Source organism: Sphingobacterium allocomposti, assembly GCF_008124885.1.
Classification (GTDB): domain Bacteria; phylum Bacteroidota; class Bacteroidia; order Sphingobacteriales; family Sphingobacteriaceae; genus Sphingobacterium; species Sphingobacterium allocomposti.
The window spans coordinates 132,100-151,734 of the sequence record NZ_VNHX01000010.1 but is presented as its reverse complement, the minus strand read 5'-3'; the positions used below and the strand labels follow the sequence as shown (position 1 = coordinate 151,734).

The following is a 19,635-nucleotide window of genomic DNA, read 5'->3' as shown; positions in this document are numbered from 1 at the left end:
AAGCCTACATTAAGATACGAAAAAAGGAGCAGAAAACTGCTGTTTTCCACTCCTTTTTTTAGCCTTTTTTCTAAGGGGACTTTTTCAGTGCCCTTTCTATCGGATCTGGCTTTTTTATAACCGTCCTCTCCTGAATCAGAAGAGGTGGCTGCGATATGCACCTGTCGTTATAGGGAAGCGATCGCGCTATTGAATGTTGCAGAAGGCCGCATAGCCTGTGTCGCAAGTTCGTCGTTCGGAAAATAGTATCCGCCCACGTCCTGCGCTTTTCCTTGAGCTCCTATCAGCTCCTCGTTTATTTTAGCTTCATTTTCGATCAATGTTTTAGCCAGCGGCGCGAACCTTTCTGCCAACTCGCCATCAGCAGTCTGTGCAGCCAGTGCTTCTGCCCAATACAAAGCCAGGTAAAAATGCGATCCGCGGTTATCGATCTGTCCTACCTTACGGGCCGGAGATTTGTCGTTGGCCAGAAACTTCTCCGTGGCCACGTCTAATGCGTCAGCTAGTACCTGTGCTTTCGGATTATTCTGGGTCTGTGATAGGTGCTCAAAAGAAGCGCCTAGCGCTAAAAATTCCCCTAAGGAATCCCAACGTAAGTAGCCTTCCTGAAGAAACTGCTCCACGTGCTTAGGTGCAGACCCTCCAGCGCCGGTCTCGAACAGCCCACCTCCGTTCATCAAAGGAACGATGGAAAGCATCTTGGCCGATGTGCCGACCTCTAAAATAGGGAACAGATCCGTTAAGTAATCGCGCAGCACATTTCCCGTTACTGAAATGGTATCTTCTCCCCTGCGGATACGCTCCACGGAGAACCGGGTAGCTTCTACCGGAGATAAGATGCGGATGTCTAAGCCGTCGGTGTCGAAGTCCGGCAAATATTTATTTACTTTTTTGATGATTTCGCGATCATGGGCTCGATTTTCGTCTAACCAGAATACAGCAGGCGTATTCGACAGGCGCGCTCGATTGACCGCCAGTTTCACCCAGTCCTGAATAGGCGCATCCTTCGTCTGGCACATACGGAAAATGTCGCCGGGCTCTACAGCCTGTTCCATCAATACGTTTCCGTTCGCATCGACGACGCGTATCGAACCGCTTTCTGTTGCCTGAAACGTTTTATCGTGCGAGCCATATTCTTCCGCTTTTTGGGCCATCAGCCCCACATTCGGTACTGATCCCATTGTTTTCGGATCGTAGGCGCCATTGCGCTTACAATCTTCGATGACAGCAGCATATACGCCAGCATACGAACGGTCCGGGATAATAGCAAAGGTGTCCTGTTGCTTGCCTTCTTTATTCCACATCTGACCGGAAGTACGGATCATAGCCGGCATGGACGCATCGACGATAACGTCAGATGGCACATGCAGGTTGGTGATGCCTTTATCCGAGTTGACCATAGCAAGGTCAGGCCCGGTGGCAATAGCTGCTTCAATAGCCGCTTTCACTTCGTCTGCCTTTGGATGCGCCGCTATTTTGCTGTACACTTCGCCAAGGCCATTGTTTTTGTTGATACCCAGTTCTGCAAATAGTTCTCCGAACTTAGCAAATACATCCTTGAAATACACTTCCACGATAGCTCCGAAAATGATCGGGTCGGATACTTTCATCATGGTAGCTTTTAAGTGGGCTGACAACAAGACGTTGGCCGCTTTAGCCTCTTCTATCGTCTGTGCTACGAAAGCTTTTAATTTGGCAAGGTTCATCACAGAGCTGTCGATGACTTCGCCAGCTTTCAGGTTGGCCAATCCTTTTAGCTCTTTTACGTTTCCATCAGTGCCTACAAATTCTATTTTAAATTGTGTATCCTGATCAACCGTAAGTGATTTTTCCGTTTCGTAGAAGTCGCCCGAAGTCATGGATGCCACCTTTGTTTTGCTGTCGGCAGACCATGCCCCCATGCTGTGGGGATTTGCCTTCGCGTAATTTTTTACCGCTTTAGGCGCGCGGCGGTCGGAATTACCTTCGCGAAGAACAGGATTCACAGCCGAACCAAGCACCTTAGCGTAAGTTGCTTTGATTTTTTCTTCCTCCGCATTTGCTGGTGCGTCCGGATAGTTGGGCACGTTGTAACCGGCCTTCTGAAGCTCGGCAATTGCCCCTTTTAGCTGAGGGATAGAAGCCGAGATGTTCGGTAACTTAATGATATTTGCTTCCGGCTTAGTAGCCAATTGCCCCAATTCTGCGAGCGCATCCGCCGTGACCTGTCCGGCGGTTAAGTATTCTGGAAAGTTTGCAAGGATACGTCCTGCCAACGAAATATCTCTTAACTCTACTTCGATATCTGCCGTTTTTGCAAAGGCTTGGACAATAGGTAAAAACGAATACGTCGCCAACAATGGCGCTTCATCAGTTTTTGTGTAAATAATTTTAGATGACATAATTTTCTATTGAAGTATTAGTAAATTTTTCATAATAAATCTAAAAAACGGAAGATACTGGTCCATTTTTTTAAAATCCGCCTAAAGATAAGCATTAGAAAATAAAAACGCTAGCGCTGTTCGAATTATGGCGGGAATCGAACAATTGTTGTCCCATATCGATTAGCGATGACCGGCAGAGGCCGGAAGGTTGTTAAGGTCTTTCGGCGTATAGATGGTTATACCACCCGCATTTTGATGGCATGCTTGTATAATTGCCCGTGCAAGAGTGCTGGTCGATATAGGGCGATAGTCGGGAAAAAGTCCTACGCGATTAAGCAATACTACCAGCCGTGCGGCGGCTATCTCGCCCTTCCGTGTGGACTGGGGCCGCAGGATTGGTCCGGGTTGTATAATGGTCAGCGATGGAAATCCCAGCGCCTTTACGGCATTCTCCAATGTCCCCTTCATTCGGCTGTAAAAAAATAGAGAATTCTCTCCGGCGCCTGCCGACGAGAGTAGCACAAAATGGTTGATTCCTTTTTGGCGGCAAAGTTTCGCAAACGTAAGTTGATAGTCGTGGTCGACCCGCCACTGTGCAGTCGTCCCGCCCGCCTCCCGGCGTGTCGTTCCTAAACAGGAGAAGGCGACATCGCCATGGATCTCGTCGGCATAAGCCGGCAGCTGCTCGAAATCCACAACAACCTCCCTCAACTTCTCCCCGGACGGAAAAAATGGTCTGCGCGTCAGTACCACAACCGCTGAGATCCGCGGGTCATCCAGCAGCTGGCGGGTAAGCTCTTTTCCGGTGGCACCCGTGGCGCCTATAACTATTGCTCGCATGGATTTTTGGGTCTAAAGGACTTCAATAACAGTCCCCTCCTCTAAAGGATGAGACACACAGATTAAGCATTTTCCGTTTTCTACCTCGCGGTCAGTAAGCACTTCATTGTAATCCATTCTGACAGAACCAGACGTACATTGGGAAATACAGGTGCTGCACATTCCCGACTTGCAGGAATACGGCAGCTTAATTTTATGTTCGAGTCCAATGTCCAAAACGGTTTTGTTAAACGGAATCAGCAGCGGATATGATTGCCCCTGAAACCGTAATGTAATATTATAGGAGGTCATGTCGACAGGTTCTTCTTCCTTTTCGTCGTCATCTTCCTCTTCTTCCGGAAAATGAAAAGTCTCCTTCTTAATATCCTGGTCCGGGATACCCATGCCTAGAAGAGTAAACCGGACAAGGTCCATATAGAATACAGGGCCACAGGTAAAGAAAAGTGCGCTACGGTGGCTTGGCATATGCTCGTTTACGATCTTTATCAGGTATTCCCGATTCAAGCGGGCGTTTAACAGGTTTTTCGAGTTTGAAAATATCCAGACAATATGTAATCTATCGGGATAGCGCTGCTGCCAGTCAAGCAGCTCATCGTAAAATACGGTGCGGTCTGGCGAGCTGTTGCTGTATACCAAAACGACTTTGGTCCCTGGTTCTGTTACCAGTGCTGTTTTCAGCATGGCATACAATGGGGTGACGCCCACTCCGGCTGCAAACAGAAAGATGGTACGTTCGATGGAGGGGTTCGGCTCGTAATAGAAAAGGCCTTGAGGGTCCAGTACGTTGACAACGTCGCCAACTTTTGCCCTGTGATGGAGAAGGCGGGAAATCTCGCCATTATCTACCCGCTTTACCGTGATGGCCAACGGCTCATCTATGTACGGAGAACTGCTAAAAGAATAAGACCGACGTACCTCCCGTTCGCCGAACATAAACGATAAGGTTAGAAACTGACCGGCCTTATAGCGTGGGTAGCTTCCGGACAGATCATCGAAAGTTATCGTTACATTATTGTTGGGCTGCTGTATGATATTAGATATCCGAAATTTGTACATGCCATAAAAATACTTTAATTCCAGGCAATAGTCAAATAGATACCTCCAATGGGCTATAAAAAATCCCGACAGTTGTCTGACGGGATTTATATTCGATGTAGTTTTGTTATTAGAGTTTCCGTTTCACCTCCACCTGTTCGTACGCTTCTACGATGTCGCCCACTTGGATGTCATTAAAGCGGTCGATATTCAGACCACATTCGTAGCCTTGTGACACTTCTTTCACGTCGTCCTTGAAGCGCTTCAACGAAGCCAGCTTTCCGGTATGGATAACCACACCTTCGCGGATTACACGTATATCGTTGTTTCTGTTGATCTTTCCTTCCAATACCATACACCCTGCGATAGTACCCACTTTGGAAATTTTGAACGTTTCCCGTATTTCCACTTCTGCCACGATCTTCTCCTCAAATTTAGGTGCTAACATACCTTCCATTGCCGACTTGACTTCTTCGATAGCGTCGTAGATAATCGAGTACAGACGGATGTCGATCTGCTCTTGTTCTGCCAATTTACGGGCACCTTGCGTTGGTCTAACCTGGAAGCCTACGATGATAGCATCTGAAGCCGAAGCTAATAGAACATCAGATTCCGAGATGGCTCCCACGGACTTATGAATAATATTTACCTGGATTTCATCCGTAGATAGCTTCAATAAAGAGTCGGAAAGCGCTTCAATCGAACCGTCAACGTCACCCTTAACAATGACATTTAGCTCTTTGAAGTTTCCAATTGCTAAACGACGGCCAATTTCATCCAGCGTAATATGTTTCGTGGCGCGCATTCCCTGTTCGCGTTGCAACTGTAAGCGTTTGTTGGCCACCTGTCTGGCTTCCGACTCGCTTTCAAGCACGTATAACTTGTCGCCGGCAGTCGGCGCTCCGGACATACCGAGGATCTGCACGGGAATCGATGGGCCGGCCTCTTTAACGCGCTCGCCCCGCTCGTTCGTCAATGCCTTCACTTTACCAGCGTAAGATCCGGCCAGGATGGCGTCTCCCACGCGTAGTGTACCGCCCTGCACAAGTACAGTTGTTACGATACCACGTCCCTTGTCGAGTGCGGCCTCAATTACTGAACCTACTGCGCGCTTCTTCGGATCGGCCTTCAGCTCAAGTAACTCTGCTTCCAGCAATACTTTTTCTAGCAACAGCTCTACATTTTCTCCGGTTTTGGCCGAAATTTCCTGCGCCTGATATTTACCGCCCCAGTCCTCTACAAGGATGTTCATCGCTGAAAGCTGCTCACGGATTTTATCTGCATTTGCTCCCGGCTTATCCACTTTGGTGAAGGCAAACACAATCGGTGAACCCGCTGCCTGCGCGTGGTTAATTGCTTCCCGTGTTTGTGGCATGACCGCGTCGTCTGCTGCGATTACAATGATAACGATATCCGTTACCTTCGCACCACGGGCCCGCATGGCGGTAAACGCTTCGTGACCAGGCGTATCCAGGAACGTGATTTTCCGTCCATCCTCAAGATTCACGGCGTAGGCTCCAATGTGCTGGGTTATACCGCCCGCTTCACCTTTGGTGACGTTTGCTTTACGGATATAATCCAACAATGAGGTCTTACCGTGGTCAACGTGTCCCATGACGGTTACAATAGGTGCGCGCGGCACGAGGTTAGCCTCGTTGTCCGGTTCTTCGAGCTCCGTAACCTCTTCGTCTTCGGGCTTTATAAATTCTACCTGATATCCAAATTCGTCTGCTACGATTGTTAACGTTTCCGCATCCAAACGCTGGTTGATGGAGACGAACATACCAAGGCTCATACATGTGGAAATAACTTGCGTAACCTGCACATCCATTAAGTTGGCTAGCTCATTCGCTGTCACAAACTCTGTTACGCGCAGGATTTTTGATTGTGCTGCTTCTTCCATTGCAGCCTCTTCAGCGGAAAGTGCTATGTCGTCACGTTTCTGACGGCGCAACTTCGCCCGTTGAGCGAACTTTCCGGATTTTCCGGCACCGCTTAGGCGTGCAAGCGTTGCTTTAATCTGATCTTGTATTTCCTTTTCAGAAGGCTCTTCTTTTGGAGCTTCCTGATGACGTCCTTTGCCGCGGTTATCGTGTCTTCCTTTGCCGTGTCGGTCGTGCGGTTGGCCGGGCCGGTTGCCGGTGTTGCTGTGGCCTCCGCCCCTGTTAAATCCACCGCTACGGTTGGCATTGTTGTTATCTCCCGCGCTCCGTTGGTTGCCATCAGCAGCTGCCGGATTTACCGGCTGGTTTTTGTTAGATCGTTTCCGCTTGCGCTTGTTGTCGTTGTTCGCCGCGCTTGAAGACGACGCAACAGGCTTACGCTCTACAGGTAACTGGATCTTACCAACGACTTTAGGCCCTGCTAATGTTTCTGAGCGGGCGCGGATCACCTCGTTTTGCGGCTCTCCTGTCACAGCAGATTGCCCCTCTCCTGCTACACGCGATTTCACTTCTGTAATTTCTTTATTCATGTCGGCCTTAGGCTCGGTTTTTATTTCTTTTTTAGGTTCGTCCTTAGGCGACACCGCATCGGCTTGCTTGATGGTTGTATCTACAGCCGCTTTAGGGGTTTCCTCTTTTTGGATGTCCTCTTGGAGGGGCTCCGGTACCGGAACAGCTTTCTCAGCTTTTATTTCCGGTTCTGCAGGCGTCGGCTCCGGTTTAGCTTCTTCCACCGCTTTTGGAGCTGGTGCCTTCTCTTCTTCTTTCGCCTCTACCTTCTTGCTGCGGCCGCGATGTAAACTATCTAAATCTATTTTACCAACGACTTTGAGTGGGCTCCCCTCGTCCTTTTTGGCTTCCTTCTCTTTGCTGTCTTCAGGGGCAACCGGAGGTTCCGGAGTCGCGTTCTTAATTAAGATCTCTTTTGAAGGGGAGACATCTTCTTGAATGTCTTCCTTAGACTCAGTAGGATTGGCTCCACCTGTTCCAGCAGCTGACTCTTCACGACGAATTTTTCCGATAACAATTTGTTTCGCTTCGTCTTTTACGATTTTGTCCCCTTGAAATTCTTTTAAAAGGACGGCATACATATCAGGTGATAACTTGGTGCTAGGCTTAGAGTCGACATCAAAACCTTTCTTTACCAAGAAATCAACAGCGGTACCTATCCCAATGTTAAGTTCTTTTGCTGCCTTTAGCAAGTTTACGCTTTTTCCTTCTATCATCTATTATTTACCTTCTAATATTAAGTTCTTACAAAAATATGTTTTTTTACACTGAAAAAACAATTTCGGAACAATTGTTTTTTCAGTGTTTTTAGCGGTAAAACGCTATTCAAATTCGGCTTGCAGAATGCGTACGATCTCATGTACAGTATCCTCTTCCAAATCGGTACGTCTAACCAGCTCTTCTTCGCTCAACGCCAATACTGACTTCGCTGTGTCAAGGCCTACGCGTTTTAGCTCGTCAATGATCCAACCGTCAATTTCGTCTGCAAATTCCTCAATATCCACATCCTCATCCACCTCATCATTTTCGCGGTATACGTCGATCTCATAACCGGTCAGTTTGCCGGCCAGTTTAATGTTATGGCCTCCGCGTCCGATCGCCAAAGAAACCTGATCCGGCTTCAAGTATACAGCAGCGGTCTTATTTTCTTCGTCGATTTTTATGGACGATATTCTCGCGGGGCTCAGCGCCCGTGTAATATATAGTGAATTGTTCAGCGTGAAGTTAATGACGTCGATATTTTCATTGCGCAGTTCCCGTACGATTCCGTGGATACGGGATCCTTTCATGCCCACACAGGCACCAACAGGATCGATACGGTCGTCGTATGATTCTACAGCAACCTTGGCCCGCTCGCCCGGCTCGCGCACAATCTTTTTAATCGTGATTAAACCATCGAAAATTTCGGGTACCTCCAACTCGAATAGACGCTGCAGGAATTCGGGTGCTGTACGGGAGATGATGATCTTCGGATTATTGTTCATCATGTCCACCTTCGATACCACCGCCCGTATGCTGTCTCCTTTTTTAAAGTAATCTGCAGGAATCTGCTCTGTCTTCGGCAGGATTAGCTCGTTGCCATCTTCGTCAAGCACCAAAATTTCCTTCTTCCAGATCTGGTAAACCTCGCCGATGACCAACTCTCCCTCGCGATCTTTATACTTCTTAAAAACCTCATCTTTCTCTAATTCTAGAATCTTTGAAACCAAGGTCTGCCGTGCAGCTAATATCGCCCGTCGGCCGAAGCTTTCTAGCGTGATCTGCTCGATATACTCGTCTCCAACTTCCAGATCCGGATCATATTGGCGTGCCTCCGCTAACTCGATCTCTAGATCGTCATCTTCCGAGAACCCGTCTTCCATGACAACCCGCGTTCTCCAAATTTCCAAATCCCCATTGTCGGGGTTGACAATAACATCGACATTTTCATCTGTGCCGAAACGCTTACGGATCATGCTTCGAAACACCTCTTCAAGTACTGTAATAACAGTAGGACGGTCGATATTTTTAAAATCCTTAAACTCCTGAAACGAGTCTATCAAGTTGATATTGCTGCTCATTTTACTTAAATGAAATTAACACCTTTGTTTCTTTTATATGTTCGAATGGAATAGCGGCCTCCTGTGTAGCGGCCTTTTTCCCTTTTTCTTTAATTTTCTCCTCGATCACTATGCCCGATTCGTCGACGGAAAGAAGCTTGCCTTCGCGCTTCGCCCCTTCGTGATCCTTTACCCGCACTTCTCTCCCCACATTCTTTTCGTATTGGCGTTGAAGCAACAGCGGCGTATCCACTCCCGGAGAGGAGACCTCTAGACGGTAAGCCCTATCAATTACATTTTCCTCTTCCAGATGGTATCCTACGTGCCGGCTGATCTGCACACAGTCCTCGATCGCAATACCATTGTCTCCATCCATCAGGATTTCCAATATGCCGTTGTTATACATCTTTATGCGTACAATGAACAGGTCTTCCCGATCGGCAATCTTTTCTTGCACAAGTTCACGAACTCTTTCCTCTATTAGCATACTTATTTTAATAAACGAATTAAAAAAGGGGGCATACCATGCCCCCTCTTCTTAAGATTATACAAAGATATAAATATTCTTTCAAACAAGCAAATGTGCGTCTATTTATTATCGACCACGGCGTTGATGGTTTTTTGCATCTGCGCCATCATTGATGTCAACGTTTCCATGGTCGGTTCAGGGCTGGGTTCGGGAAGCACCGTACTGATATAGGCTTTTGCCTTCCAGACTTCAATAATATCTTCCGCCGCCACCCAATACGGCTGGTAGGACTTGTTGTCTGACACCAGCTTTAATCCTTTGTCTTCTTTAAATTTAAAGGCCACTCTTTTATATACTACGCCGTCTTCCCTGGACACGATCACGTAGGTCTGGTTGGGCTTGATATCGTGCCAATTTTCTACGTACTCGCCTATTATAATGCTACCGGACGGTAAAGGCAGCATCGAGTCCCCCTTTATTTCGAAAGCACGGTATGTCCCCTGGTTAAACATGGGTAGCGAAAACTTCGGTAGCTCGGCAACATATTCGGGATCTCCGTAGCCATTTAAATAGCCGGCGCTCGCCTTCACTGGAACGAGCTCAATGTTTTCGCGATCATGTGCATCCACCGTTACACTTAGAACACGCAGATTCGATGCATTGCTTTTGGGCGTAGGCTTCCACCGTTCGTCAATAACGTCGTGCGTAAGTTCGTCCATCGTGAGTTCGTAAAACTCCGCTATCTTCTTCAGTAGCTCATATTTCGGCTCTGCCCTGTCTTCTTCATATGCACCGACAGACGCGCGCTTAATCTCCAGCGCATCGGCAAACTGCTGTTGGGTTAATCCTTTTTTCTTTCTTAAAAACTTGAGATTGGACGCAATGTTCGACATGATTTTTTCTAAAAAATTTTTAAATACTAAAATTATTAGTAATATTGTGCCAATAAAATTAGTAATTAAGATTGGTATCACCAAATTTATTAGCACATAATGGATATAAATATGGACAAGCACATCGTATATATAGTTACAGACAGCAACCGGACCTACCTGGAAGTGGGCTATTGCACGGATATTAACGCCAAACTACAGGAAATACAGGGCGTTGTGGGTGGGCTGTTCAGCGCCACTCCGAAATTAAACAACGTGGTTTTTCTGGAGGAGTTTGATTCGAAAGAGCAGGCCGTATTGCGACAATATCAGCTACGCAGCTTTACCCGCATGCAAAGGGAGCGCCTCATCCGGATGAAGAACCCCAACTGGCTTAACTTAAAGCCGTTCCCTGCCAGAACTGAAAACAAAAAAGTCGTTGTTTACGCCTAACGCGAAACAACGACCTTTAACAACCTTATCCTCTACACTAATCAAACATCCCTGTATTGGTAAGACTACCAACCCGGCATAAAGTTTAATCCGAAGGTTCCAAATTTCGTTCTGGATGATACAAAAGGAATGGCATAGTAAGGTTCCAATATCATGGCGCCAAACAGATTGACACGCAGAGAAACGCCGGCACTGAACACAGGCACTCTGTAGTTTCTGTCGTATCCTAAGATCGGGCGTCCGGTTTCGTCTTCAACCCGGGTGCCATCCGAATAATACTGCTCCACCAACGGTTTTTTATCTAAGCTGCTGACGATTTTATTTCCACTATTCCAAGCTAGACCAGCATCAAAAAACAGGTTCAGATCCGAGAATAACAATCCGGATTTTATGGTGGCCAATTTCTCGGGGCCGGTGAAAGGCAAGCGCAGTTCAAAGTTACCGACGAGCACCCTGGATCCCATGAGGTCGTCAAAGGAAATGTTTCCTACACGGTCGCGGCTGAGGTCATCATATCCCCGGACGAAGAATGGATAACCGATGTAGTTGCCGCGTAAGCGGTTGGCATCATCTCCTGAACGGATGTAGGAATAGGCCCGCGCCGCGATGGTAACAGGCTTAAATCGTACGTAGCGTCTCACATCCACATTGTATACGCGCATGTTGATATCGCCAAAATATTGACCGGCAGACAACCGGTATCGGAAGCCTTCCAATGGAGCGGTCAGCCCAAAAATAGAGTTGTCACCGACAAAGGAGGCGCTCAGCTGCTGCATAACCAAAGGATCGAGATTGCTCACGCCCAGCACTCTTGCAGCCTCGTCGTTGGACAGGCGTTCCCGATCGAGAAAACCGAAGCCGAAATACGGTTGTCTCCATTTTTCAACGTTATAGCCGTAGCGGGCCAGGGCACCGCCCATCTCAAAACGATGGTGTCTGTTAAAAGGATAAGCAACAAACGCGTCCACCTGCGTTTCAAACTGTCGGATTATATAGTCGCTGACGACCGGCTCCTCGCCTCCACGCCCCAGATCATCCATCTCATACATCCTGAACCCACTGCGGTACGGGATATGCGACACCGAGCCACCCCAGTTCCAGCGGCTACGCTGGTTGACGTAGGCAATCTGTCCGCCGAAGTCCTGCACCTCGCCATTGATGTTCAAGGTGGAGTATATCTGGTTGTAACCTAAAATGTCGGAGAAGATCCCAAAGATACCTCCTGCCATGCCGGCGCCATAACGTGTTCCCACGGTCATGCCGACGCCGGAATTCGCCAGATAATCCAGCTTAAACTTCGACCGGTATGGAACCGGACTTATCTGCGTGTCGTTAATTCGACGATACGCATTGAAGTTCTGTAAATTCGTGTTGACAACATTGACACCCCTGTTTACATCGGGAGGCAGCATCGCGGCCCTGAAATCCGACACACTGGCATCCACGACCGTCGGCTCGAAGTCGGACGACTTGGCTTTATAAATACTGTATTGGTTGCCTTTGAAATAAGAATACACGATATCGTCATTTCGGGAGATGCTCATCGCCGGCGAGTATTCGGTGATGCCGCTTATTCCTGTAAAGTAATCGGTCAGCTGCTCAACAGCATACGTTTCCGTGGAATAGCGAAACAGATTACGGTAGCCGTCGCCGTTCGAAAGAAAATAGATATGCTTACCATCCCCCGAAAAATGTGGGTTTAGGTTGTTTGCTCCCGGAAAAACATCAATGGGCACGACCTGACGTGTATTTACATCAATAACGGCAAGTCCCATAGGAATGTCTACGGCCCTGGAATCGCTCTGAAACGAAACCCTGTCGGTACTGAAAACAATCTGTCTGCCGTCAGGGGAAAAGCTTGGCTGGAAGTCTGAGTATTTATCATCGGTCAGCTGGTCGAGCTCTTTTGTTTTTAGGTTGTATACGTAAATATCACTTCGTCCTTCTTTCAGCCCTGAGAAAGCAACCCGATCCCCGTCGGGTGAAAAAGTGATATTGGTAAACTCCACAATATCACCCATGGCATCCGTGGAAACAACTCTTCCGGTTTCAACATCGATGATCATCAGTTTGTTCTTGCCCTCGCTGAAGACGCTGAAAGCAAACCGTTTGCTGTCGGATGAGAAATCGCCTGCCGACTCTAAGTAGCTGAACTCGTCTATATCCTTATTGGTGGTCCGGCTTCCCAGTTTTCGAATGATCCGTCCCGATGTGGCGTCTGCAAGGAATAGATCGATACCAAACAGATCCTTTTCCGACATAAACGCGACAAACCGTCCATCTGGCGAAATGGCGGGGGCAACGTTCATGCGTCCGCCGTTTTTCGAGGTGATCAGCGGCTGTCCGATAGGCCTGGAAGTTGTATCCTTATTCAGCGCTTTGAAGGTAGACTCCATGCTGTTGCGCCAGAGCGTAGACATGGTTTGCGCATCGTAGCCGAAGACCCTGCGCATTGCGAATTCGTAACCGTATTTTGCTGTTTCTATAAAAAGAGGCATAATGACGGTATCGCCGTAGGTTGCACCTACATACGCCCAGAACGCCTGTCCGTAACGGTATGGAAAGTAGTTGTAGGACTGTTCGGTCATCTGTTTCAACGAAGGAATGTCCTCACGGGCATAAGCATCGCGCATCCACATAGCGGTGAACGCGTCTTTCTTTCCGATAGAGAGATACTCGGCCATCCCTTCGACCATCCATAGTGGTATATTCGCTACGCTTTCCAGACGGGTGGTATCTCTGCCTTCCATCAGAACACGGTATTGAAAGGCGTGCACCATTTCGTGTCCCAGAACGTGTCTGGTTTGCTGGTTTATCTGCATGACCGGCATTACGACCCGCTGCTTGAAAGCTTCGGTGACACCTCCGGTCCCTACCGATATCTCGCCGGAAATTGCTGTCGTTTGCTGAAACTCGGGGTGGTTGTTGTAGATGATAATCGGGTTTTTCCTTAAAAATGTATCCTGAAAGACCTGCTGGTGCATGCCATACCAAACTTCAGCTTCCTTGGCAAGCCAGTTTACCATACTGTCGTTTTCCAGATAGGTATACATTTCGAAATGTGGCGTCTCGTTTACTTTAAACTTCAATTTCTTGTAACGCATCTTGTTCTGCCCAAAGTACTGCGCTGATACGAGTTGCGGCATAGCAAAAAACAGCATAGACCCCAAGATCCATTTCACTAGCTTTATCCAGCTTAATCCACGATGTGTATTCATAATTAAAGATTAGTTACAATAAAAATACAAATTTATCGCTATCGGTTTTCTTCTGTTGTTTCCGGAACCTCCATAATTTCTTCTTCTGTACCTTCCAGGACATCTAAACTCGTGTCTATATCCGGTCCCGCTGTACTGTCTGCCGGCGCTGAAATCGTAATCCGCGGACTAGGACAGTAGTACTTTTTCTTGATCTCCACTTTGGGCTCGGGAAACTCCCCTTGTGTCACGCCGAGCTCGGGATGCTTATAGAGCTCCTCCATAAACAGCGCGTATATGGGTAAAGCTGTCTTTGACCCTTCGCCTGTATGCGAGTTTTTAAAATGTACGCTCTGCTCATCGCAGCCCACCCACACGCCGGCCACCAGATCTTTGGTAACGCCCATATACCATCCGTCGACATAATCTGAAGACGTACCCGTCTTGCCGCCCACCTGATTGTTGTTACCGAACAGATCCCACTCCCATAGCGCCTGTGAAGTACCTCCGGGCTCTTCCATCGTCCCTCTTAACATGTACGTCATCAGCCAGGCGTTCTCCGGATCGATCACCTGCTTCTGCTTAGTTTCGAATGAGGCAATCATCTTTCCGTCGCTATCGTAAATTTTCGATACCAAAATCGGTTCGACACGTTTCCCTTCATTCATAAAGGTAGCGTACGCGTTGACCATTTCAAATACCGACACGTCATTAGAACCGAGCCCTACCGAAGGCACGGATTCTAAGTGGCTTGTAATACCGACGCGATGTGCCGTCTCCACGATCTTGTCCCAGCCCACATCGCGGGTTATTTGTGCCGTAACTGTGTTTAAAGAACGAGCCATTGCCCAGCGAAGCGACATCTTCCGGTAAGAAAATGTCCAGTCGGCATTTTTCGGCTCCCAAACTTCCTGCTCTCCTTTTTTGTTAACAAAGTCTAACCGGACGGGTTTATCTTCGTAGGTGTCGCAGGGCGTCATGCCGCTTTCCAGGGCCGTAAGATAGACAAATGGTTTAAAGGTGGATCCGGCCTGCCGTCTAGCCTGATTTACGTGGTCGAACTTATAATACTGATGGTTGATCCCGCCTACCCATACTTTGATCTGTCCGTTATAGGGGTTCATGGCCATCATTCCAGTATTGAGCATGGTTAGGTAGTGCTTTAGGGAGTCTAACGTCGACATGTTAACCTCTTTTGCCGGGTCATCCCAGGTGAATACACGCATTTTCTTAGGCTGGCTAAGGATATCGAATACCCGTTGCTCGTCTTTATACTCCTCCATAAGTGATTTGAAAATAGGGAGCTTACGGGCCTTATCTTCCAGAAAACCTTCTATAACGGCGCCGCTTTTGTCCCTCCACGGGAGTTCATCTCCCCATACATTATCCAGCCGTCTCTGAAGCTCCTTCATCTGCTTGCTGACGGCTTCCTCCGCTATTTTCTGCATGCGGGAGTCGATGGTTGTGTAGATCTTCAGTCCGGCGGTATAAATATCAACATCGTTCTCTTCGCTCCACTTTTCCAGCCATTTTTCCACTGCTGCCCGTAAGTAGGAGTCGTTGGCCCCCCTGGCTTCCTGACTGTTCAGGTTTAGTCCCAGCGGAACCTTCGATAACGACGTAAACTCCTCGTTGGAGATATAGCCCTCTTTCTGCATCTGTCCGAGGACCACGTTTCTGCGTTCCAGGGATTTCTTCGGATTCCGTATTGGGTTATACAGCGTCGTACCCTTAAGCATTCCTACAAGTACGGCGGCTTCGGGCGCAGTCAGGTCTTTCGGATGCTTGTTGAAGTAGCGTATCGAAGCCGACTTAATTCCATACGCATTGTTGCTAAATGAGACCGTATTGAGGTACATCGTAATAATGTCGTTCTTCTCGTAGCGGCTTTCCAGCTTATATGCAGTCAGCCACTCTTTAAACTTCGTTACGGCCATACGCAGCCCCGGAATATGCCCCAGCAGGCCCTGCGACTGCGCATAGCGTGTACGGTATAGATTTTTCGCAAGCTGCTGCGTGATGGTGCTTCCGCCTCTCTTGTCGCCCCGTAACGTGGAGACAATGCCCGAGAATAGGCCGAAAAAATCCACTCCACTATGTTTATAGAAACGGACGTCTTCTGTCGCAATCAACGCATTTAAAATATTCTCCGAAATGCTGTCGTAGGAAACAGGATCCCTGTCTTCCTGAAAATACCGGCCTATTAACACTGAATCTGCCGTGTATAATTCGGAGGATACGTTTAATGTTGGAAGAATAATATCTTTTTTGGTAGGCGAATAGCCGAACAGCCAGAGGAAGTTAAGTTGTACGGCACAAATCAAAAGAATCAAGCTATAAACAGCAATTAAAATATATCGGAGAAACCTGTTTTTAATCCTTCTAAACATAACGGTAAAGATGAAAATTGTTTTTCGAAAAACAGCCATTGAACGTAAAAAAAGGGAATTGCGGTTTTGGAATTAACTAATTTTAACATTTTTGGGCACACCTTTTCCATAGACGTCCTGCCGCAGGTTGTCCTATTTTGTTCACGCCCAAAGGAATGTCAGCATGAACATGCCGTTCTCCTGCCCGATGTAAAAAGAAAAGGTTCCCGGCCAAGCGCGGATAATTTAATTTGAATTCTGCCTGCTTTATAAGCGACGATTTACTTTTACGATTTATTTAAGTATTTTTACGATTGAAAAGAAGCATAGACGATGTTAAAGCAAACACTACAGCAAAAATTATTACAGAAACTTTCGCCTCAGCAGATTCAGTTTATCAAACTGTTACAGGTTCCTACGGTTTCTTTGGATGCCCGTATTAAGGAAGAGCTGGAAGAAAATCCTGCCCTAGAGGATGGAAGTTTGACGAATATGACTGACCCTGTTGAAGAATACCCCGATAAAGATCCTGACGATAGCTACGACGAAGAAAGCGGTGACTTTGAAGAAGAATTTAGTGTGGACGAATATATACAGGAGGACGACTATAACGATTATTCGGGTAATTACGGAGGAGATGATGAAGATGATCGAAAGGAAATTCCTATTGCTATACAGGATTCTTTTTTTGAGACGCTACAGAATCAATTGGATCTTCTGGCCTTGTCTGACCAAGATTATCTTATTGGGCAGCAGATAATTGGAAGTCTTGACGATGATGGATACTTAAGGCGTCCGACGCTGTCGCTGATTGATGACCTTGCTTTTTCACAAAATGTTATTGTAAATGAGCAGGAAGTGGAGGCTATGCTGAAAGTTATCCAGGACTTCGAGCCGGCAGGCATTGGTGCCCGCGATCTGCAGGAATGCCTGCTTATACAATTACGTAAAAAAGATGCAAATAACCCTATTATTTGTCAGGCCATTAAGGTTGTTGAAAATCATTTAGAAGAGTTTACGAAGAAACATTATGATAAGATAGAGAAGCAGCTGGGAGTAAACTCTATCGAACTGCGCGACATCATTGCGGAAATCCTGAAGTTAAACCCCAAGCCCGGCGATTCGGGGGCTGTGGCGGGAAAGCAGCTTCATATCATTCCGGACTTTCATATCTCGAACAACGATGGCGTGCTGCATCTCACATTGAACGGACGGAATGCACCCGAACTTCGTGTGTCGCGCTCCTATCAAGAAATGTTTGAACACTACGAGAAAGCTGAAAAGACCGACAAAAAGATGAAGGAGGCCGTTCAGTTTGTGAAGCAGAAGCTCGACTCCGCCAAGTGGTTTATCGACGCGATAAAGCAACGGCAACAGACGTTGTTGAAGACGATGAATGCGATTATGGAGTACCAATACGAGTATTTTCAGACAGGAGATGAGCGCCTGCTGAAGCCGATGATCCTAAAAGATATTGCCGACCGCATAGAGATGGACATTTCGACAGTGTCGCGTGTAGCGAACTCAAAGTATGTGCAGACTGAGTTTGGTACTTTCCTGCTGAAGTCGTTTTTCTCGGAAGCGATACAAACGGACTCCGGGGAGGAGGTTTCCAATAAAGAGGTGAAGAAGATCCTCGAAGAATGTATTGCCAACGAAGATAAGAAAAAGCCCTTGGCGGACGAGAAACTTACCGAAATCTTAAAGGAAAAAGGGTACACGATCGCGAGAAGAACCGTGGCCAAATATCGGGAAGCCATGAATATACCGGTTGCAAGACTTAGAAAGGAGCTGTAGCTCCTTTCTTTTTTGTTTTACCTAGAACAGACGGAGCTGCGGGTTATGCAGCTTTTCCACGTCGTTTTCATAAAAGTTCGAAATGCTGATACCGAGCAGCCTTACCTTTCTATTCTCCAGGTCTACTTTGCTAAACAATTCGGAGGCGTATTGCAAGATCTCCTGCGCACTATGGATATACGAAGGCGTTGTCCTGCTTCGGGTGATCTGCGTGAAATCGGCAAACTTTATCTTAAGTGTAACGGTCCGGCCCTGGGACGATTTTGCCGTTAGCCGCTTCTCCACTTTCTCGCTGAGCGCCTTTAGCTCCAGTAACATGTCTTCTAATTCAAACAGGTCGGTCTCGAAAGTATCCTCTGCGCCAATTGACTTGGAAATCCGGTTCGGCTTCACAGGCCGGTCGTCTTCACCGCGCACGATATGATAGAAAAACTTACCCGACTTGCCGAACCTGCTGATCAGTTCTGTTTCGGAAAACCGTTTTAAATCGCCTCCTGTATGTATCCCCATTCCTTTCATCTTCTGTGCGGTGACCTTCCCTACTCCGAAGAACTTTTCGATAGGTAGCTTCTCTAAAAACGGAACGATCTTCGACGGACCTATGAACGTGAGGCCATCAGGCTTATGGTAATCGGATGCGATCTTAGCGATGAACTTATTAATGGATACGCCTGCGGAGGCTGTCAAATCCAGTTCGTAGCGGATAGCGTCTTTGATGGCCTTGGCGACTTCAATTGCCGACCCAATGCCGGGTTTGTCGTGTGTCACGTCGAGATACGCTTCGTCCAATGACAGGGGTTCAATCAGGTCCGTATAACGGGAGAAGATTTCTCGGATGGCCCGCGAGACCTCCTTGTATACTTCAAAACGAGGCCGGCAAAAAATGAGTTGCGGACATAGCTGTATCGCCTGCCGCGACGGCATAGCCGATTTGACACCGAACTTGCGTGCTTCGTAGCTGGCGGTTGCCACCACACCTCTGCCGTCCGGCGATCCGCCGACAGCCAACGGTTTGCCGCGCAGTTCGGGAAAGTCGCGCTGCTCGACGGACGCATAGAAAGCATCCATATCGATGTGTATTATTTTTCGCTTAATTTCGAGCATGGGCATCCTTGGGATTATATATGTAATACCCTGCTTCCGAGGGGTGGTCGAGAACCAGCGAGCCGTGCGGCTCCTTGCGGATCAGACCGATAATCATGAAATCGCCGACGGCTGAAACGGTGAAGAAGATACCGAACGCCAGCAGCGCTACACTCCCCGTAAACCAGGAAGCAACTCCTGGTATGAGGCCCAAAATTACAAACGGCATAATAGCTCCCCAGATATATTGCGAAATAGTTAGCGGATCGCGGCAGTGGCAGTAGGGCGTCATATATTTCCACAGGACGCCGAAGCGGATGGATCGCCACCCCCGACGGGCGAACAAAGCCCACGTTATACCGTGGATCAACTCATGTAAAATAATACCTCCAAATAATACAGCAAGCACGACCAATATAAATGGTGCAGGCTGCACGGCCGTCTTCAGCATATCCATATAATCACTTATTGACGAAATGTGTTCTGTCAATAGATGGAACGGTAGCCCGTAAACCAGAACCACCGGAAAGTAAAGAAGGCAGCCAAGGCGGTTGGCCCTGGCCAGACTCACCGTCCGCTTTTCCTTGATATAGTTTGGGTTTTCCACGACTAAAAATAGGCAAAAACTATAACACAGGAAAATCCGCGCACCCCGAACTTCTCGG

Annotated in this window: 13 protein-coding genes; 2 read left to right on the top strand and 11 right to left on the bottom strand. The window is 47.6% G+C overall.

Translation table 11 applies throughout. The features are described 5' to 3' along the window. Positions 1-167: 167 nt before the first annotated feature. The 7 genes from BC792_RS09250 to BC792_RS09220 all read right to left on the bottom strand — a co-directional run bounded on the left by BC792_RS09250 (position 168) and on the right by BC792_RS09220 (position 10,092). Complete coding sequence (locus BC792_RS09250; RefSeq protein WP_148908716.1) at positions 168-2,381, bottom strand: NADP-dependent isocitrate dehydrogenase; 2,214 nt, start codon at positions 2,379-2,381, stop codon at positions 168-170. A 162-nt stretch (positions 2,382-2,543) separates the two neighbouring features. Then, complete coding sequence (locus tag BC792_RS09245) at positions 2,544-3,203, bottom strand: NAD(P)H-binding protein (RefSeq protein WP_148908715.1); 660 nt, start codon at positions 3,201-3,203, stop codon at positions 2,544-2,546. A gap of 12 nt (positions 3,204-3,215) precedes the next feature. Continuing rightward, on the bottom strand, positions 3,216-4,259 hold the full coding sequence (locus BC792_RS09240) for a ferredoxin--NADP reductase (RefSeq protein WP_148908714.1): 1,044 nt from the start codon (positions 4,257-4,259) through the stop codon (positions 3,216-3,218). A 109-nt stretch (positions 4,260-4,368) separates the two neighbouring features. After that, positions 4,369-7,407, bottom strand: coding sequence for a translation initiation factor IF-2 (gene infB / locus BC792_RS09235; protein ID WP_148908713.1), 3,039 nt, complete (start codon positions 7,405-7,407; stop codon positions 4,369-4,371). A gap of 105 nt (positions 7,408-7,512) precedes the next feature. Continuing rightward, positions 7,513-8,751, bottom strand: a complete 1,239-nt coding sequence (gene nusA, locus BC792_RS09230; RefSeq protein WP_148908712.1) for a transcription termination factor NusA — start codon at positions 8,749-8,751, stop codon at positions 7,513-7,515. A gap of 1 nt (position 8,752) precedes the next feature. After that, positions 8,753-9,217, bottom strand: coding sequence for a ribosome assembly cofactor RimP (gene rimP, locus BC792_RS09225; RefSeq protein ID WP_170250000.1), 465 nt, complete (start codon positions 9,215-9,217; stop codon positions 8,753-8,755). A 101-nt stretch (positions 9,218-9,318) separates the two neighbouring features. Further along, on the bottom strand, positions 9,319-10,092 hold the full coding sequence (locus BC792_RS09220) for an XRE family transcriptional regulator (RefSeq protein WP_148908710.1): 774 nt from the start codon (positions 10,090-10,092) through the stop codon (positions 9,319-9,321). Positions 10,093-10,203: 111 nt separating this feature from the next. On the opposite strand from BC792_RS09220, the gene BC792_RS09215 reads away from it, so the two are divergent. Beyond that, complete coding sequence (locus BC792_RS09215) at positions 10,204-10,524, top strand: GIY-YIG nuclease family protein (RefSeq protein WP_148908709.1); 321 nt, start codon at positions 10,204-10,206, stop codon at positions 10,522-10,524. 65 nt (positions 10,525-10,589) lie between these two features. Here the strand turns inward: BC792_RS09215 and BC792_RS09210 are convergent, their stop codons facing one another. After that, positions 10,590-13,742, bottom strand: coding sequence for a basic secretory protein-like protein (locus BC792_RS09210; protein WP_148908708.1), 3,153 nt, complete (start codon positions 13,740-13,742; stop codon positions 10,590-10,592). Between the two features lie 38 nt (positions 13,743-13,780). Further along, positions 13,781-16,111, bottom strand: a complete 2,331-nt coding sequence (locus BC792_RS09205; RefSeq protein WP_148908707.1) for a penicillin-binding protein 1A — start codon at positions 16,109-16,111, stop codon at positions 13,781-13,783. A 312-nt stretch (positions 16,112-16,423) separates the two neighbouring features. On the opposite strand from BC792_RS09205, the gene rpoN reads away from it, so the two are divergent. Beyond that, positions 16,424-17,887 (top strand): RNA polymerase factor sigma-54, encoded by a 1,464-nt coding sequence (gene rpoN, locus BC792_RS09200; RefSeq protein ID WP_148908706.1) that lies wholly within the window; start codon positions 16,424-16,426, stop codon positions 17,885-17,887. A 21-nt stretch (positions 17,888-17,908) separates the two neighbouring features. Here the strand turns inward: rpoN and dinB are convergent, their stop codons facing one another. Together dinB and BC792_RS09190 are read right to left on the bottom strand one after the other, a co-directional pair. Further along, complete coding sequence (dinB, locus tag BC792_RS09195; RefSeq protein WP_425262450.1) at positions 17,909-18,991, bottom strand: DNA polymerase IV; 1,083 nt, start codon at positions 18,989-18,991, stop codon at positions 17,909-17,911. Then, on the bottom strand, positions 18,978-19,577 hold the full coding sequence (locus BC792_RS09190) for a DUF3267 domain-containing protein (RefSeq protein WP_148908704.1): 600 nt from the start codon (positions 19,575-19,577) through the stop codon (positions 18,978-18,980). Before BC792_RS09190 ends, dinB begins: the two co-directional genes overlap by 14 nt. Positions 19,578-19,635: the final 58 nt, after the last annotated feature.

What these genes read in the sequence shown, in the direction of transcription:
- BC792_RS09250 (WP_148908716.1), bottom strand. Translation starts at nt 2,381, where the DNA reads ATGTCATCTAAAATTATTTACACAAAAACTGATGAAGCGCCATTGTTG.
- BC792_RS09245 (WP_148908715.1), bottom strand. Translation starts at nt 3,203, where the DNA reads ATGCGAGCAATAGTTATAGGCGCCACGGGTGCCACCGGAAAAGAGCTT.
- BC792_RS09240 (WP_148908714.1), bottom strand. Translation starts at nt 4,259, where the DNA reads ATGTACAAATTTCGGATATCTAATATCATACAGCAGCCCAACAATAAT.
- infB (WP_148908713.1), bottom strand. Translation starts at nt 7,407, where the DNA reads ATGATAGAAGGAAAAAGCGTAAACTTGCTAAAGGCAGCAAAAGAACTT.
- nusA (WP_148908712.1), bottom strand. Translation starts at nt 8,751, where the DNA reads ATGAGCAGCAATATCAACTTGATAGACTCGTTTCAGGAGTTTAAGGAT.
- rimP (WP_170250000.1), bottom strand. Translation starts at nt 9,217, where the DNA reads ATGCTAATAGAGGAAAGAGTTCGTGAACTTGTGCAAGAAAAGATTGCC.
- BC792_RS09220 (WP_148908710.1), bottom strand. Translation starts at nt 10,092, where the DNA reads ATGTCGAACATTGCGTCCAATCTCAAGTTTTTAAGAAAGAAAAAAGGA.
- BC792_RS09215 (WP_148908709.1), top strand. Translation starts at nt 10,204, where the DNA reads ATGGACAAGCACATCGTATATATAGTTACAGACAGCAACCGGACCTAC.
- BC792_RS09210 (WP_148908708.1), bottom strand. Translation starts at nt 13,742, where the DNA reads ATGAATACACATCGTGGATTAAGCTGGATAAAGCTAGTGAAATGGATC.
- BC792_RS09205 (WP_148908707.1), bottom strand. Translation starts at nt 16,111, where the DNA reads ATGTTTAGAAGGATTAAAAACAGGTTTCTCCGATATATTTTAATTGCT.
- rpoN (WP_148908706.1), top strand. Translation starts at nt 16,424, where the DNA reads ATGTTAAAGCAAACACTACAGCAAAAATTATTACAGAAACTTTCGCCT.
- dinB (WP_425262450.1), bottom strand. Translation starts at nt 18,991, where the DNA reads ATGCTCGAAATTAAGCGAAAAATAATACACATCGATATGGATGCTTTC.